This is a genomic window from Ponticoccus litoralis, from assembly GCF_039769985.1.
Lineage (GTDB): Bacteria > Pseudomonadota > Alphaproteobacteria > Rhodobacterales > Rhodobacteraceae > Ponticoccus > Ponticoccus litoralis.
This window is the reverse complement of record NZ_JBDNCH010000003.1, coordinates 1-16,532: the sequence shown is the minus strand read 5'-3', so window position 1 is coordinate 16,532 and position 16,532 is coordinate 1. Positions and strand designations below refer to the sequence as shown.

14 protein-coding genes and 4 pseudogenes are annotated in these 16,532 nt (G+C 67.0%); 12 read left to right on the top strand and 6 right to left on the bottom strand.

The window, feature by feature from the left end; genetic code table 11:
* Positions 1–45: 45 nt before the first annotated feature.
* The 4 genes and pseudogenes from ABFB10_RS20440 to ABFB10_RS20430 form a co-directional block, all read right to left on the bottom strand.
* Positions 46–1,566: a calcium-binding protein gene (locus tag ABFB10_RS20440; RefSeq protein ID WP_347168097.1), complete on the bottom strand. Its 1,521-nt coding sequence runs from the start codon at positions 1,564–1,566 to the stop codon at positions 46–48.
* Entirely contained in the window at positions 1,515–2,087 is a 573-nt protein-coding gene (locus ABFB10_RS20435) for a M66 family metalloprotease (RefSeq protein ID WP_347168096.1), read from the bottom strand. Before ABFB10_RS20435 ends, ABFB10_RS20440 begins: the two co-directional genes overlap by 52 nt.
* Before the next feature lie 235 nt (positions 2,088–2,322).
* Positions 2,323–2,556, bottom strand: a pseudogene (locus ABFB10_RS24300) (pre-peptidase C-terminal domain-containing protein); the annotation flags it as partial.
* A gap of 147 nt (positions 2,557–2,703) precedes the next feature.
* Complete coding sequence (locus tag ABFB10_RS20430) at positions 2,704–3,108, bottom strand: hypothetical protein (RefSeq protein WP_347168095.1); 405 nt, start codon at positions 3,106–3,108, stop codon at positions 2,704–2,706.
* A 506-nt stretch (positions 3,109–3,614) separates the two neighbouring features.
* Here ABFB10_RS20430 and ABFB10_RS20425 point away from each other — a divergent pair.
* The 8 genes from ABFB10_RS20425 to ABFB10_RS20390 all read left to right on the top strand — a co-directional run bounded on the left by ABFB10_RS20425 (position 3,615) and on the right by ABFB10_RS20390 (position 10,811).
* Positions 3,615–4,568 carry a calcium-binding protein gene (locus ABFB10_RS20425; RefSeq protein WP_347168094.1) on the top strand — a complete coding sequence of 318 codons (954 nt, stop codon included), beginning with the start codon at positions 3,615–3,617 and terminating at the stop codon, positions 4,566–4,568.
* The gene (locus ABFB10_RS20420) at positions 4,546–5,733 is read left to right on the top strand and encodes a calcium-binding protein (RefSeq protein ID WP_347168134.1); all 1,188 of its coding nucleotides are present in this window, start codon (positions 4,546–4,548) and stop codon (positions 5,731–5,733) included. The genes ABFB10_RS20425 and ABFB10_RS20420 overlap by 23 nt, the downstream gene beginning before the upstream one ends.
* Entirely contained in the window at positions 5,717–5,845 is a 129-nt protein-coding gene (locus tag ABFB10_RS20415; RefSeq protein ID WP_347168093.1) for a hypothetical protein, read from the top strand. Before ABFB10_RS20420 ends, ABFB10_RS20415 begins: the two co-directional genes overlap by 17 nt.
* 305 nt (positions 5,846–6,150) lie before the next feature.
* Complete coding sequence (gene glf / locus ABFB10_RS20410) at positions 6,151–7,278, top strand: UDP-galactopyranose mutase (RefSeq protein ID WP_347168092.1); 1,128 nt, start codon at positions 6,151–6,153, stop codon at positions 7,276–7,278.
* The gene (locus ABFB10_RS20405; protein ID WP_347168091.1) at positions 7,275–8,189 is read left to right on the top strand and encodes a glycosyltransferase family 2 protein; all 915 of its coding nucleotides are present in this window, start codon (positions 7,275–7,277) and stop codon (positions 8,187–8,189) included. The genes glf and ABFB10_RS20405 overlap by 4 nt, the downstream gene beginning before the upstream one ends.
* Positions 8,119–9,015 (top strand): hypothetical protein, encoded by an 897-nt coding sequence (locus tag ABFB10_RS20400; protein ID WP_347168090.1) that lies wholly within the window; start codon positions 8,119–8,121, stop codon positions 9,013–9,015. Before ABFB10_RS20405 ends, ABFB10_RS20400 begins: the two co-directional genes overlap by 71 nt.
* Positions 9,016–9,033: 18 nt before the next feature.
* The gene (locus ABFB10_RS20395; protein ID WP_347168089.1) at positions 9,034–10,080 is read left to right on the top strand and encodes a glycosyltransferase family 2 protein; all 1,047 of its coding nucleotides are present in this window, start codon (positions 9,034–9,036) and stop codon (positions 10,078–10,080) included.
* Positions 10,077–10,811 carry a sulfotransferase family 2 domain-containing protein gene (locus tag ABFB10_RS20390; protein WP_347168088.1) on the top strand — a complete coding sequence of 245 codons (735 nt, stop codon included), beginning with the start codon at positions 10,077–10,079 and terminating at the stop codon, positions 10,809–10,811. The genes ABFB10_RS20395 and ABFB10_RS20390 overlap by 4 nt, the downstream gene beginning before the upstream one ends.
* Before the next feature lie 129 nt (positions 10,812–10,940).
* Here the strand turns inward: ABFB10_RS20390 and ABFB10_RS20385 are convergent, their stop codons facing one another.
* Positions 10,941–11,702, bottom strand: coding sequence for a sulfotransferase family protein (locus ABFB10_RS20385; RefSeq protein ID WP_347168087.1), 762 nt, complete (start codon positions 11,700–11,702; stop codon positions 10,941–10,943).
* A gap of 59 nt (positions 11,703–11,761) precedes the next feature.
* Here ABFB10_RS20385 and ABFB10_RS24295 point away from each other — a divergent pair.
* Positions 11,762–12,088 (top strand): annotated as a pseudogene (locus tag ABFB10_RS24295) (DUF2793 domain-containing protein); the annotation flags it as partial.
* Positions 12,089–12,703: 615 nt separating this feature from the next.
* Here the strand turns inward: ABFB10_RS24295 and ABFB10_RS24290 are convergent.
* Positions 12,704–13,648 carry a sulfotransferase gene (locus tag ABFB10_RS24290; protein ID WP_430523054.1) on the bottom strand — a complete coding sequence of 315 codons (945 nt, stop codon included), beginning with the start codon at positions 13,646–13,648 and terminating at the stop codon, positions 12,704–12,706.
* A gap of 585 nt (positions 13,649–14,233) precedes the next feature.
* On the opposite strand from ABFB10_RS24290, the pseudogene rfbC reads away from it, so the two are divergent.
* The 3 genes and pseudogenes from rfbC to ABFB10_RS20365 form a co-directional block, all read left to right on the top strand.
* A pseudogene (gene rfbC, locus ABFB10_RS20375) lies at positions 14,234–14,813 on the top strand (dTDP-4-dehydrorhamnose 3,5-epimerase).
* Positions 14,813–15,859: a dTDP-glucose 4,6-dehydratase gene (gene rfbB / locus ABFB10_RS20370; protein ID WP_347168133.1), complete on the top strand. Its 1,047-nt coding sequence runs from the start codon at positions 14,813–14,815 to the stop codon at positions 15,857–15,859. The pseudogene rfbC and the gene rfbB overlap by 1 nt, the downstream one beginning before the upstream one ends.
* 135 nt (positions 15,860–15,994) lie before the next feature.
* Positions 15,995–16,532, top strand: a pseudogene (locus ABFB10_RS20365) (sugar nucleotidyltransferase); the annotation flags it as partial.

Genomic DNA, 16,532 nt, shown 5'->3' with positions numbered 1-16,532 from the left:
GCGCCCTCTGCATGCCTGCCCAGCAAAGGCTGCGGGGCCCGGTCCCTAGGCCCCGGCCCGGCCCCGAAAGCAGACAGCGGGCCTCAGAAGATGTCGATATCCTCGGCCAGCCCCCGGGTATGGCTCAGCCCCAGCAGCAGGATCGACTGTCCCGCGCCAAAGTCGAGCAGCACACCGGTATCGGTCACCGAGGCGGCGTCGGCCACCTGCGCCGCGCTCAAGGCGCCGACAAGGCCCGAGGCGAGCGCGAGCTCGTCCACGCCGAGGGTGAAATCCGTGATCACATCCTGCGAGATCACCGGCCCGAAGACAAAGCTGTCCTCGCCCGGTCCCCCGGTGATCGTGTCGCGGCCAAGATCGCCGCCACTGGCCGGTGTCGATGTAGCGGTCGTTGCCCCCGCCCATGTAAATCCGGTCCTGGCCATTGCCGCCATAGATCAGGTCGTTGCCCTCGCCGCCGTGGATCGTGTCGGACTGATCGCCACCATAGAGGCTGTCATTGCCCAAGCGGCCATGGATCAGGTCGTTGCCCTCCTGGCCGTGGAACAGATCCCCGCCGTTGCCGCCCTGGATCGTGTCGTCGCCGAGCCCGGCCCAGACCGTGTCGCGCCCCAGATCCCCGCCCTGGGCATTGTCGTGGAAGACATCGTTGCCCTGGTTCAGAAAGACCAGGTCGCGCCCGTTGCCGCCATGGACAGTGTCGCTGCCCTCGCCGGCATGCACGGTATCGGACTGATCGCCGCCGAAGATCAGGTCGTTGCCAAGGCGGCCATGGATCAGGTCAGCCCCGGCCTCGCCGTGGAACAGGTCATCGCCGTTGCCGCCCTCGATCGTATCGTCGCCAAGCCCGGCCCAGACCGTATCGCGCCCCAGGTCGCCGCCCTGGGCATTGTCGTGAAAGACATCGTTGCCCTGGTTGAGATAGACCAGATCGCGCCCGTTGCCGCCATGGACCGTATCGCTGCCCTCGCCGGCATGCACGGTATCGGACTGGTCTCCGCCGAAGATCAGGTCGTTGCCCAGCCGGCCATGGATCAGGTCGTTGCCCTCCTGGCCATGGAACAGGTCATCGCCGTTGCCGCCCTCGATCGTATCGTCGCCGAGCCCGGCCCAGACCGTATCGCGCCCCAGCGCGCCGCCCTGGGCGTTGTCGTGGAAGACATCGTCGCCCTGGTTGAGAAAGACCAGGTCGCGCCCGTTGCCGCCATGGACGGTGTCACTGCCCTCACCGGCATGCACGGTGTCATGGCCGTCGCCGCCAAGGACCAGATCATGCCCCCCGTTGGTGGTGATCCGGTTGGCCGCGACATTGCCCGTCACCGTATCGTTGCCCGACCCGGTGATCGCGTGTTCGATGATGGTGTTATGGGCGATGCCCATGATGCCGATGGCACTGCCGAAGTCGGAAAACTGCCTCACCCGCATGTCCAGGCGCGCGGCCTCGGTCATGAAGGAAAAGTCGAAGCTGTCGATCCCGCCCCGGTCATAGACCGTAAAGGCCATCGGGTTGCCCGTCACGTTCGCAGAGGTTGCACCGGTGGCGAACCAGGCAAAGATCTGGTCCATGTAATTGCCCAGATTGGAGCCCTGCCCATAGATGGTGTCCCCGGTACCGTGGCGCTGTCGGCATCCGGCGGGCCGTAAAAGTCCTGGATGGCCAGGATGTCGGCCATCATCGCCCCGCTGGTATAGGCGTAGGAGGCATTGATCGAGGTGTTGTCCGTCTGGCTGAAATAGGACATCGCCGAGATCTGCCAGCTGTCATTGCTGAAATAGGCGCTGTTTTCATAGGTGATGGCCCCCTGCGAGGCGTCGTAATCCCCCAGGTGATGCAGCCCGATGGTATGGCCGAATTCATGGACGAAGGTCCGGAAGGAATAGCTGTCGAGCGTGGTGCCATAGGCGGGCAGCCAGTCCTGCGCGATATTCAGTTCGACGCCGTTGGTATTGTCTCCCTCCGCGATGCTGGTGGAGCCGGAGTTGGGGTAATAGGCGAAGGCGCCGCTGTCCTCGTCGTCGACCGTGATCATCTCCCCCGAGGACACCTCGACGAAATCGAGGTTCACCACCATTTCCCAGGCCTCCATCGCCCAGCGGGCCAGCTGTCGCCCCTACGGTCGTCAGCCCGCTCAGGTTGACGGTGATCATGGTCGACAGGCTGGTATCGAAGGTGCGGGAAATCCCCTCGGCCCCTTCCTGCAGGTAGCGGGCCAGCTGGGCCAGCGTCCCCTCCCCGCCGGCGGGCGGCGGAGGCGGCGCGGCCTCGGAGACCGAGAGCGCATAGCTGCCGGTATCGGACCCATAGGCATCGGCCGAGATGTAATAGGTGCCGCCGGTCGTGGGGGTGAAGGACAGCAGGGCGTCATAGCCATCCCCGCCATCGTCGTCATAGGCGATCTGGTTGCCCGAGGCATCGTAGATGCGCAGGTAGGGGTCGCTGAGCCCAATGCCGGCATGGGAGATCTCGTAGGTCGTCCCGGCGGTCAGCGCGATGCGGATCCAATCCTCGTCATCGGCATTGGAAATGGTGCCGTAAAACGTGTCGCCGGGGGTCATCGAATAGGTGGTCGATGTGCTTTCCGCGGCGTCGTGGGTTTCGGTGATATTGGCAAAGGCCGGGGCGCCCGGGGCGTGGCGCCGCGGGTCGAAGTTCTGTGTCAGCAGGCAGATATTGCACATGAAAACCGTACCTCTATCGAAATCTTACGGCAAAGTCCTGCCTGGCAGGCTCCGGGCCAGCATGGGGCGGATGGAGATGGCCAGGCTATCGGCGAAGGCCCCGATCGTCCCGGCCTGCGGGGAAACCGCCGCAGGACGGGGAACCTCCGGTCCGGTCCGCAGCGCCCCGTCCGGGCCCTGCTGCCACAGCAGCCGGCCCGCACCGGCAGACAGCGCGAGGCGGACAGAGATATCCCCGGCGCGGCGGGGCTGCCACTGGTCCTGCGCCACCAGCCGCGGCGCGGCGCGGGGGACGACCTGCATCAGCCCCTGCAGCAGCTGCTGGCACAGGGATTGGCGCAGGGCCGGGCTCAGGTTTTCGGGGGCGCAGTGCAGGCGGACCACGGTTCTGTCGGGGCTGCTGGCAGAGGCATTCCCGGGAAGGGTCATGGCAAGGCAAAATCCGACACTGATCATACGCAAAGCGAACATGGGGTCTCAGCCGCGTCCTGGGGCCGGTGGCGCGCGGCCTGTTGGGGTCAGCAGGACCTTATCCCGGTTTTGCCATATCCAGAAACGTTTTTGCAGCGCCCGGGCAGGTCTCTGGACCGCCTCCGGTCAAGCGGCCCGGCCCGGCGCGGGAGAGACCGCCGACGGGCGCGCAAGGGGGAGGGCCTGCGCCCGATGCCGGGTCCTGTGCCGGGTCCGGCGGGGGGGGGGCGGTGTCGGGTTCCGGGGGGCAGGGGCGGTGTCGGGAGATGACAGGGGCGCCGGGAGCGCCGAGGCTTGCAGGGGGCGCCGCGGCCCCTGTAGGCTCATGAGGTCTATACATATTTTGTTTTGACGCCCCGGTCGGTGAGCGGCCCGGGGCATAGCATAAGCCGCGCAGGGACGGACACCAATGACGACATTCACTTTCCCCGGGACGAATACCAGCTTCCTGGGCGATGCCTTTTTTGACGATTTCGACGATTTCGACCCGGACGTTCTGTCTCGCCAGCGGCACGCAGGTGGTCCTCTTCAACCCCGCGACGGACCACAGGACGACCATCACCGGCACGGGCTTCCAGTTCCTGGATGGGGAGCCGAGCGCCGGTGTGGTGAGCGGGGTTTCGGTTTTTGCCGAGGGCGCGGTGCAGGGCACGGTCACCGGGATCAACTGGGGCCTGGTCGATCTTGTCCAGGCGCTGGACGCCGCCGCCTGGGGCAGCCTGCAGCCGCTTGCCGATCTGTTCAACAGCGGTGGCCCGATCACCCTGAACGCCGCCGGCGCGGGGGCGGCACTGGACATGACAGAGCTGCTGGACCCGCAGTTCGCAGATCTGCTGACCCAGCCCGTGACGGTCCGTGGCTCCGGCTTTGACGACGTCATGTTCGGCGGCATCAACCACGACATCCTGCGGGGCGGCGCGGGCGAGGACGCGATCTGGGGCGGGCAAGGCAATGACCTGATCGAGGCCGGCGGGCAGTACGACACGGTCCATGCCGGCGCGGGCAACGATACGGTCTATGGCGGGGACGGGCGCGACCTGGCCTTTCTGAGCCAGGGCAACGACATCTTCCACGACAACGCCCAGGGTGGCGAGCACGGCCAGGACACGGTCTTTGCCGGGTTCGGCGACGACACGATCGAGGGCGGCAACGGCGATGACGCCTTTTACGGCGAGGACGGCGCCGACCTGATCTTTGGCCGCCTGGGCAACGACCTGATCCATGGCGGGGGCCAATACGACACGATCCATGCCGGCGAGGGCGATGACACCGTGCATGGCGGCGACGGGCGCGACATGGTGCGCCTGAACCAGGGCAACGACATCTTCCACGACAACACCCAGGGCGGCGAGCACGAGCAGGGACACGGTCTTTGCCGGGTTCGGCGACGACACGATCGAGGGCGGCAACGGCGATGACGTCTTTCATGGCGAGGATGGCAACGACCTGATCTTTGGCCGCCTGGGCGCCGACCTGATCTTCGGCGGGGGCCAGTACGACACCATCCATGCCGGCGAGGGCAGCGACACCGTCCATGGCGGCGACGGGCGCGACGAGGTCTATCTGAACCAGGGCAACGACATCTTCGTCGACACCGCCCAGGAGGGCGAACATGGCCGGGACACGGTCTGGGCCGGGTTGGGGAACGATACGATCGAGGGCGGCGGCGGCGACGATGTCTTTCACGGAGAGGCGGGCGCCGACCTGATCTTCGGCGGCACCGGCCACGACCGGCTTGATGGCGGCGACCAGTTCGACACGATCCACGCCGGCGAGGGCGCCGACACCGTCCATGGCGGCAACGGGCGCGACCTGGTCTACCTCAACCAGGGCAACGACATCTTCTTCGACGAGGACCAGGGCGGCGCGCTGGGGCAGGATACGGTCTTTGGCGGTTTCGGCGATGACCGGCTCTACAGCGAGGGCGGCAACGATCTCTTCAATGGCGAGGACGGCAATGACACGCTCTATGGCGCCTCGGGGGACAGCACGCTGTCGGGCGGCAGCGGCGATGACGCGCTTTATGGCGGGACCGGCAACGAGGTGCTGTACGGCGGGCTGGGGGCGGATACGCTCTTTGGCGATCAGGGCAGCGATTCCATGCTGGGCGGCGCCGGCAACGACATGATCTATGGCGGCCAGGGCGACGATACCATCCGCGGCGGCGAGGGCAGCGACACCGTCTATGGCGATGAAGGCGACGACCTTGTCTACCTCAACCAGGGCGACGATTATTACCACGGCTCCAGCACGGACGACCTGCTGGGCAACGACACGGTCTTTGCCGGTTTCGGCAACGACACGATCGAGGGTCGCGGCGGGGAGGATGTCTTTTTCGGCGAGGACGGCAACGACCTGATCCGCGGCGGGCTGGGCAATGACGTCCTGTTCGGCGGCGCGGGCAACGACTCGCTCGAAGGCGGCGCGGGCGACGATCTCGCTTCAGGGCGGGGCCGGGGCCGATACCTTCTATTTCAACGCCATCACCGGGGGCCGGGACGAAATCGACGATTTCGAACTGGGGGTCGACCATATCGTGATCGACCGCGAGGGCGGCGACGGCGCCGTGACCTTCCTCTATGACGGCGGCGCGGCGGATGTGGTCGGCATCTACTACGCGGGCGCGCTGGTGGTTCTGGTGGAATCGAACGAAAGCCTTGCAAGCTTTGGCCCGGGTGACTTCGAGGTGTTCTGAGCCGCCCCCGACCGTCTCTTGCCGCCCTGTCCGCATGCCGGGCAGGGCGGCCCCTGCGCCCGTGCCCGGCGGCCCCCCGGCGGGCCGGAGCGCGCGGGCCGGGCGTAAAATCCGCCCGGGACAGCCGGGCGCTGTCCGGAAATTCGCCGGTGGCGCCGCCTGCACCTTGTCCCCTGATTTGGGATATGACATCCAGAAGCCGCCATTCCGTGGCAGGTGTCCCCCGGGGTCATCCCTGCGGTCCTCATCCGGGGCCTCCGGCGGAGCCGCTGGCAGCAAACGATAGGTAAGCAAGGTCTTTCTGCATGCATATTCTTCTTGTCGGCGCAGGACTGTCCTGTGCGGTCATCGGGCGCACATTGGCCGAAGCGGGCCACCGCATCACGATCATGGAGGCCCGGGACCACGTGGCCGGCAACTGCCATACGGTGCGCGACGCGGACACGGGCGTGATGGTGCATGTCTACGGCCCCCACATCTTTCACACCGACGACGAAGAGGTCTGGGACTACGTCAACCGGTACGAGACCTTCCTGCCCTACAAGAACCGGGTCAAGACGACCTCGAAGGGTCAGGTGTTCTCGCTGCCGGTGAACCTGCACACGATCAACCAGTTCTACGGCAAGACCCTGCGCCCGGACGAGGCGCGCGCCTTTATCGAGGAGCAGGCCGATACCTCGATCACCGACCCCCAGACCTTCGAGGAGCAGGCGCTGCGCTTCGTCGGCCCCGATCTCTACGAGGCCTTCTTCAAGGGCTACACGATCAAGCAGTGGGGCATGAGCCCGCGCGATCTGCCCGCCTCGATCCTCAAGCGGCTGCCGGTGCGGTTCAACTACGATGACAACTACTTCTTCCACCGCTTCCAGGGCATGCCCGAGAACGGCTATACCGCCATGGTCGAGCGGATCCTGGATCATCCCGCGATCACCGTGCATCTGAACACCGCCTTCACCCGCGCCCAGGCGGATGACTATGACCACGTGTTCTATTCCGGCCCGCTGGACGGGTTCTTCGACTATGAGCTGGGGCGGCTTGGCTATCGCACGCTGGATTTCGAACGCTTCACCTACGAGGGCGATTACCAGGGCTGCGCCGTGATGAACTACGGTGAGGAAGACGTGCCCTTTACCCGCATCACCGAGCACAAGCATTTCGCCCCCTGGGAAGAGCATGAGGGGTCGGTGTGCTACCGCGAATTCTCGCGCGCCTGCGGGCCGGACGACATCCCCTACTACCCGATCCGCCAGGTGAAGGAGAAAGCCCTGCTGGCCGAGTACGAGGCGCTGGTCGAAAAGGTCGGGAACGTCACCTTCGTGGGCCGGCTGGGGACCTATCGCTATCTCGACATGGATGTGACCATCCGCGAGGCGCTGGACGTGGCGCGGGCCTATCTGGGCAAGGCCGGCGCGGGCGAGGCGGTCGGCGCATGACCCGGCCTCAAGACAGCGCCGCCGCCCTGACGACCAAGGTCGGCGGGACGGACCACCTGATCCTGATGCGCTGCATCGAGGACGACCGCTTCGGCAATCCCGACAAGGTCAACGGGGCCTATATCGACCGGGACGCGCCGCATTTCGTCACCTCGGAGCACAGGCGGACCCGCAGCTACGATTCCGTGCTGAACGCCCTGCCGGTGGAACATTACCACCGCATCTGCGGCCTCGAGGAGGTCACCGGCCTGGCGCGTTTCTCGGCGCCGAGCTGGCGGCTGCGCATCCTGGCCCGCACGGCGAACCCGGCCCCGGAGCTGCTGCATGAAGAGACCGGGACCGGCGTCGCGGATCTTGCCCTGCCCGTCGCCCTGAGCGGCAAGCCCTACCGGCTGTATTTCGAGCTCAGCTGGGCGGGTGCGCTGTCGGTCGACCTGCTGGCCTGGAGCGCGCCGAAACCGGACAGGCTGCAGCCTCTGGGGGTGTCGATCACCACCTACAACAAGGCCGCCTACCTGCTGCCCAACCTGGCGACCCTGGCCGAAAGCGCGGCCTATGGGGCGGGGATGCTGGACATCCTGGTGGTCAACAACGGCGATCCGCTGCCCGAAGCCCCCGACATGGCAGAGGTCAAGCCGCTGCCCAACGTCGGCGGCACCGGCGGCTTCCTGGCGGGGCATGCCCATTTCAGGAAAAAGGGATACCGCCATTTCGTCATCATGGACGACGATATCGCGATCCTGCCTGATTTCATCGACCGGCTTTATGCCATGTCCTGCTTCGCCCGGGGCATGCATGTGGGCACCATGGCCGAAATCCTGAACACGTACCGGACGGATCGTGAAGGAGCAGGGGGCCAATGTCTCGGCCTCCCATACCTTCGGGATCGACCTGATCAATCCCTTCACTGACCTGCAGGGCTGGGACCGCCACCGCGTCTATGGCTTCTACGAGGCCGATTTCAGCGGCTGGTGGAGCCTGATGGTGGATCTCGACGGGCCGGCCCCGGCGATGCCGGAAAAGCAGTTCATCAAGCGCGACGACATCATGTTCGGCTATGAAAGCCGGCGCCAGGACGTGGTGACCGTCGTGCCCCCCAACCTGGTGGTGGCCCATGGCGAAGAGGGCGCACCGGCCTATTACTACTACGACATCCGCAACGACCTGATCCTGCGGGCCCGCAACGCGGATCGCCTGAGCCTGTCGCTCAAGCAGCTGGTGCGCATCGCAGGCTACCTGATGCTGAGCCTGCAGGCGGACCGTCAGAAGATGTTCAACGCCGCCCTGGCGGATTTCCTGGCCGGACCGGCGGCGCTGCAGGCCTCGGACATCGGCCAGACGCTCAAGCGGGTGCGCGCCATGGCCTCCCGTACCGCAGCCCATCCCGCCGCAGCCCAAGGCGCTGACGGCCAGGGATCTTGCGCAGGAGGCGGAAGCCGGGGATCAGAGCCGGAAACAGGCCCGGCCCCGCTCGGCGGCGGCGACCGGCCGCCCCCGCGCGCTGCTGCGCGACTGGATCACGCCCTCGGCCTGGTCGACCCCGGATCCGCTGCCGATCGTGGAAAGCAACCCGCTTCTGCACGCACGCGGGCAGGGCGCCTATCTGGATGTGATCCCCTTCACCGACACCGCGTATCTGCGCAAACGCCAGGCTGCAGCCCCCTTCCGGTTCCTGCACGCGCTCTGGCTGATCGCGCGCCTCTACGGCGGTCGGAAACGGTTGCTCAAAGCCTATAAAGACGGTCGGACCACGCCATGATTTCTCTTTCCAACACAGCGATCCTCATCCTGACCTGCAATGATTTCGAGGCGCTCGACATCACCATCGGCCAAGTCCTGGCGACCACGCCCGCCTCGGTGCCGGTCTACCTTCTGTCCAACTGCCACGGCCTGCCCGGCGCGGATATCTGCGAGGACATGTGCCGTTTCACCGCCCGGCAGAACTATGGCCGGGTCCATTGGCTGAACCCGATGAAGGCCCAGCCGGCGTTCTTCGGGATCCAGGATGCGATCGAGAACCATATCGATGCCGAATACATCCTGAAGCTGGACGACGACGCCTTTCCGATCACCCCGGGCTGGCTGGAAGGGCTGATCGAGACCTATGCCGAACAGGACCCGGACAAGATCGCCTATGTCAGCGGCCTGGTGAACAACAACCCCTACGGCTTCCACCGCCTGACCCGGCTGCCCGCGCTGCGCGAGGCCTATGGCGCGATCATGGCGCAGAGCCACATGGCCGGGGAATATGTACCCGGCTACCAGGAATTCCGCATCGCCGGCCCGGGCGAAGCCGATCCCGGCGGCTGGGGCACGGTCTGGCAGTTCCCGCATCTGGCGCGCTGGATCCACGAGGAAACCACCCTGCAGCCAGAGCGCTTCCGGGCGCTGACCGCGGATCTGGGTCCGGTCGTCTTCGACCCCAAGGTGCGCTATTCGATCAACGTCATGCTGTTCCGCCGCGATCTCTGGAGCAAGGTCGCCACCGGTGGGGTGGACGATGAAGAGATGCTGAACCTCTATTGCGATGCCAATGACAAGACCATTGTCATCCGCGAGGACATCCCCTTCGTGCATCTTTATTTCGGCCCGCAGAAGCGCTACCTGGCGGATCTGCTGCCCGGGGTCCGCGAGGCCTATCCCAGCCCCCACCCCCGCCTGGTCGCGGACTGGGATGCCTTCAAGGCAAACTGGCAGATCGAACTGCTAAAAAAAATGACCGGTGAAGCGACCATCGTGGCCCTGAAGACGGTGCTGCGACGGTTGCGCAACGCCGCAGGCCGCATAGTGAGACGCAGATGATCATTTCGGACAACTACAAGTTCTGTTTCATCCACATTCCCAAATGTGCCGGAACCTCGATCCGCACGATGATCCAGGAGGCCGACCCCGGGCGGTTCCAGCAATGGGGCTGGAACTGGATGCCGCGCCATCAGCGCTATGGCGATACGGCGCATATGCCGCTGATCGATCTGCCGCCGAACCTGCTGGGCCAGGTCCGCAAGTACCGCGCCATCACGGTGGTGCGCGATCCGCTGGACCGGTTCTACTCCTCGGTCGAGCAGCATTTTTCCCAGCACAACTACCGGGCGCGCAAGTCGGTCGAGGAATTCGTCTTCGAGCTCAACACCACGAATATCCGCTACGACCCCTCCTATGTGCATTTCTGTCCGCAGCATTACTTCCTGTCGATCGGGGACACGACGCATGTCGACGACATCCTGCGGTTCGAGGACGAGACCTGGCAGGACCGGTTCCGCGACATCCTGATCGCGCAGGGCATGCCCGAGGAGAAGCTGGTGCTGCCCGAGCTGAACCGCCGCGAGAAGCCGGACCGCGAGCCGCTGTCCGAAGAGGCGCTGACCCATCTCTACATGCTCTACAAGCGGGATTACGCGATGCTGGACTACACCCCGCCCGTGACCGGCACGTTCATCCTGAACACCGCGGAGAGCAAGAACATGGCCAAGCCCTTCGACTTTTCGGCCTATGACGAGATCCACATCATGCAGGCCTCGTTCCGGAAGGGGTGAGGGGCAAGGCCTGATGCCGCGAGGCCGGAAGGCCCCGGGCCGGATCGCCTTTCCCCTGATTGCACCGGCCCCCGCCTTGAACCGGCGGGGGATAGGCCCCCCGGGGCATGACGCCGCCGCCCTCTTCGGCTATCCGCTGGCCTGGCGCGGCCCTGCAAGCCGGGCCTCCAGCGCCATCCCGGTCAGCGCCCCGGTCCGGCGTATATCCTGCCCATAAAGCGCGGTGAGCCCGGCAAGCGCCGCACCGGCCTCGACCTGCACGGCGGCATTGTCGTTCGGGCGGATCATCTTTTCCGTCTCAACGCGCAGCCCGGCCTCCACGCCCAGGAAGCCAAAGAGCCGCGCCAGCAGCCCCGCCTCATCCCGCAACAGGTCTTCGGTCCGGCAAAAGGCGATCTGATCGCGCGGGAAATGCCGCAGCAGCCGGGCGATCTGATCGGCGTAGAAGCCGCGTTCGACGTAGGAATAGAGCCGCTTTTCGCGGTCTCCCCCGTCCCGGACCCGGGCCCGTCCGACAGCCGAGATCGCCGCCTCGAACGACAGCGGCTCGATCCCGCGGGCGCGCTGCATCTTCCAGTGCGACAGCGCCCGCTCGGCCGGATCGCGCAGGATCACCAGGATCCGCGCCCCGGGGTTGTAGCGCGCCAGCGCCTCGACCGCGCCGGGCCAGTAAAGATAGGCCGGCGTCGCCTCGCCCCAGAGCAGCGCAGGATCGGCCCCGGCAAAGGCGCGGTCGAACCGGGCCGGGTCCGGGTCCGGCCGGTCGAAGACATGCAGTTCCTTCTGCGGCAGGGCGACGATGCCGGGATGGGCCGTCAGCTTGGCGAACAGCGCGGTGGTGCCGCTTTTCTGGGCCCCGATCAGGAAGAAGTCCAAAGGTTTCCTTACCATGGCGCGCGTCCTCTTACCGAACCGTTCAGGGATCGCTGCAAGGGTGCCCGGCGCACAGAATGGAGCGCCCGATGTCCCAGACCTCTCCCCGGTTGACCCTGCCCCTGCTGGCGCCCTCCCAGGCGCAGAAACATGTCACGCATAACGAGGCACTGGCCCGGCTCGACCTGCTGGTGCAGCTGACCGTGCAGGCCTTCGAGGCCACGACGCCGCCCGCCGCGCCGGTGGAGGGCACGATCTTTGCCCTCGGCGCCGCGCCCACGGGGGATTGGGCCGGACAGGCGCATCAGCTGGCCGGTTTCAGCGGCGGGGGATGGATCTTCATCGCCCCCCGGGAGGGCTGGCAGGCCCGGCTGGCCAGCACCGGCGTGGCCCATGTCTGGCAGGATGGCGCCTGGGGGATCCAGCCGACCGACCTGCTGGGGGTCAATGCCACGGCGGATGCCACCAACCGGCTGGCCGTGGCCGCCGAGGCGGTGCTGCTGAGCCACGATGGCGCGGGGCATCAGGTCAAGGTGAACAAGGCCACGGCCAGCGACACCGCCAGCCTGCTGTTCCAGACCGGCTGGTCGGGCCGGGCCGAGATGGGCACCGCCGGCAGCGACGGCTTTGCCATCAAGGTCAGCGACGACGGCGCGACCTGGCGGCAGGCGCTGCGGGTGGACCCGGCGACGGGCCATGTGGGCATCGGACCCGATGCGGATACGAGCCATGCGCTGGGGGTGGCCATCAACGCCACCGGACCCACGATCTGCGTCCGCAACACCGGCGGGGCAGGGGGCGCGCAATTCGAGCTGATCGACGACGCCTCGGGCGGAAACTGGCGCTTCAAGACGGTGCAGGGCGGGTCTTTCAAGCTGCGCGATCATGGCAAGGACGTGGACCATATGTTCCTCTATGCGACACCGCGGCGGACCGAATTCGCCGGCGGGGTGCGGTACGGGCAGCTTTGCGGTTGCGGGCTTGCCGGATCCGGCGGCCATGGGGGCGGGCTGCATGATCTATGTTCCCGACGAAAGCGGGGGGGCCGTCATGGCCTTCTCGGACGGAACCGACTGGCGGCGGATGACGGACCGGGCCGTGGTGTCATAGGCGTATCGCGCATAAAGCGCGCGCGCCGCCGCGATCCGCGCCGCGGGCATGGCCTCCTGCCGGTCCTCCGCGGCCCGGGGCCGAACCGGATGGACCCCGTCGGCGAGCCCCTGCAGCACCGACCGCGGCACCGTGATCTCCGGGAAATCCGCCAGGTGCCGCAGGACGGGCGCGGGGGTGCTGCAGAGATCCTCGTAGCGCAGCACCAGCGCGCGGGGGCCGAAATGGCGGGCCAGATGGTGCAATGCCCGCCGGTTGGCCCGCAGCCAGAAGTCGAGCGCAAGGGCGGCGGGCACCTGCCCCGGCGGAGGCTGCGGCAGACCAAAGCGCGCCGCCCAGTGACGCAGCTGGTTCTGGTTCCCCGACAGCGCCATGTCCGGTCCCGACCGCAGCAGGAAGACCACCTTGGCGCCGGGAAAGACCCGCGCGATATCCGGCAGGAAGAGATGCGCATTGGGCTCTTTCCAGCCCCGGGCCCCCGTGCGGGGACAGGCGGGACCATCCCGCAGGCCGTTCAGGGCCAAATCCGCCATGTCGGGATGAATTTCCCTGCGAAACCCGGCGCCGCGCGCGGCGATCTCTGCCTGCAGCCGGGCCCGATCCCGGGGATCCGTCCCGCCACGGCTGCAGCGCGCGAAAAGCGTCAGCGCCGCCTCGATCTCGGACCTGGCGGGCCGGGTCTCCTGCCAGTCGCGCCGCCGCAGCAGAAAGGTGAACCACAGGTTGTCGAGCGACGGATTGAGGCAGCAGCCGATATCCACCCCGAGGGCCTGAACCGCCCCCGCCACGACCCGCGTGCCGCTGCCTCCGACGCCGCAGATGACGAGGGGGGCGGCGTGATGCGGATCATCCATATGAGGGGCGGGGTCCATGGCGCGATTTCACAGGGCTCCTGGTTGCCATCCGGTTAACGAGGCCTTGACCAGGATCGGGGCCGTCAGGCTCTTCTGCCGCGAACCCGCGGCGCTGCCCGCCCCGAAATATTAACATAACCTTGATTCTGAGGCCTTTTCCTGCAGGCGGGTGGCTTCACAAACGAAGTGCGAATTCTGGATAGTGGATTTACATCCACAGTGCAAATCAGACCTGTCGCTTTCCCCTGTCCTGCCGAGACGCAGGGAGAACGGGCATGGCCCGGACAGAGCCGGGCCTGCGTGAGAGACGCAGGTCTGAGGCCATGCGGAACGCAACAGGTCCGGCGCGCCGGGCCACGGTCCGGACAGCTTGGGCCCGCCGTGACCCCGGCGGGCCCTCTTTCCGGTCCGTCTCGACCGCCCGCGCCACGACGTGCCGAGACCCCGGGACCATGGCCCCGGCCCTCCCCCGGCAGCCCCTGTCGGCGCGACCGCCGCAGGCAAGGCCGGGGGCTGTCTCGCTCGCGTGACAAGCCGGCGATTGCTTGCTAAGCCCGGGGGACACATCTCAAGGAGCGCCCGCCCGTGCAGATCACCAAGACCGCCCTGCCCGGAGTGCTTCTGTTGCAGCCCGCACGGTTCGGGGACGCCCGGGGCGTCTTTTGCGAAACCTGGAACCGCAGGACGCTGGCCGCCCATGGGATCGCGCTGGACTTTGTGCAGGACAATCAGTCCCGATCGGCGCGCGCCGGCACCGTCAGGGGCCTGCATTTCCGAGGCGCCGCCCCATGCCCAGGACAAGCTGGTGCGCTGCGCCGCCGGCGCGCTGTTCGATGTGGCCGTGGATATCCGCCGGGGCAGCCCGACCTATGGCCAGTGGGTCGGCCATGAGCTGAGCGCCGAGAACGGCCTGCAGATGCTGATCCCGCAAGGCTTCCTGCATGGCTTCGTGACCCGCGCGCCCGATACCGAGATCTGCTATAAATGCACCGGCTACTATGCGCCGGACTGCGAGGGGGCCGTGCGCTTCGATGATCCGGAGATCGCCGTGGACTGGGGCCTGCAGGGGCCGCCGATCCTGTCGGACAAGGATGCCGAGGCCCCCGGCCTGGCCAGCCTCGACAGCCCCTTCGACTACAGCCCAATCCCATATGGTGACGCATGATGAAGCTTCTGGTGACCGGGGCGGCCGGCTTTATCGGCTCGGCGGTGGCGCGGCTGGCGGTGGCGCGGGGCCATACCGTGATCTCGCTGGATGCGCTGACCTATGCCGGGTGCCTGGACAATCTTGCCAGCCTGGACGGCAATCCGCAGCATGTCTTTGAACGGGCCGACATCCGCGATCGCGCCGCGCTGGACCGGATCCTGGCCGCCCATCGGCCCGATGCGGTCATGCATCTGGCCGCCGAAAGCCATGTGGACCGCTCGATCGACGGGCCGGGCACCTTCATCGACACCAATGTGGGCGGCACCTTCACCCTGCTCGAGGCCAGCCGGGCCTATTGGCAGGCGCAGGGCCGGCCGGACAGCTTCCGGTTTCACCATGTCTCGACGGATGAGGTCTATGGCACGCTGGGCCAGACGGGCCGCTTCAGCGAGGACACGCCCTATGCCCCCCGCTCGCCCTATGCCGCCTCGAAGGCGGCCAGCGACCACCTGGTGCGGGCCTGGCACGAAACCTATGGGCTGCCGGTCGTCCTGAGCAATTGCTCGAACAACTACGGCCCCTTCCAGTTCCCGGAAAAGCTGGTGCCGGTGGTGATCCTGAACGCCCTGGCCGGCCTGCCGATCCCGGTCTACGGGCAGGGGCTGAACGTGCGCGACTGGCTGTTCGTCGAGGATCATGCCGAGGCCCTGCTGCTGGTGCTGCAACGCGGCCGGACCGGGCGCAGCTACAACATCGGCGGCGAGGCCGAGGCCCGCAACATCGACCTGGTGCAGCGCCTCTGCGCCATCCTCGACCGCAAGCGCCCCGGCGCGCGGCCCTTTGCGGATCAGATCACCCATGTGCAGGACCGGGCCGGGCACGACCTGCGCTATGCCATCGACCCCGCGCGCGTCCGGGACGAGCTGGGCTGGCGCCCCGCCTGCACGCTGGACGAGGGGCTGGAGCGCACCGTCCAGTGGTATCTGGACAACACCGGGTGGTGGCGCGCGCTGCAGGGGCGCGCGGGCGTGGGGCAACGGCTGGGCACCGGGGGGCAGGGATGACGATCCCGCGGATCTCCCGGGCGGTATCGGCCCATGGCGCGACTGTCCCGCCCACCCCGCCGGGCCCCGGCCCGACCGGCGCGACAGCCCGGCCCCTATCCTGACCCGTTTCCTGCACGATCCCGGAGCCCGATCATGACCAGACGCAAAGGCATCATCCTGGCCGGAGGCTCGGGCACGCGGCTTTACCCGATCACGATGGGGCTCTCGAAACAGCTGCTGCCGATCTACGACAAGCCGATGATCTACTACCCGATCTCGGTCCTGATGCTGGGCGGGATCCGCGACATCGCGGTGATCACCACGCCCCAGGATCAGGCGCAGTTCCAGCGCGCCCTGGGCGATGGCAGCCAATGGGGCATCTCGCTGCATTATCTGGTACAGGACAGCCCCGACGGCCTGGCCCAGGCCTATCTGCTGGCCGCGGACTTCCCGGACGGCGCGCCCTCGGCCATGGTGCTGGGCGACAACCTGTTCTTCGGCCACGCCCTGCCCGAGATGCTGGCCAAGGCCGATGCCCGGTCCCAGGGCGGCACGGTCTTCGGCTATCGCGTCGCGGATCCGCAGCGCTACGGCGTCGTCGGCTTCGATGCCGAGGGCGCGGCCCGCGAGATCATCGAAAAGCCCGCCAGTGCCGCCGTCGAACTACGCGGTGACCGGGCTGTACTTCCTG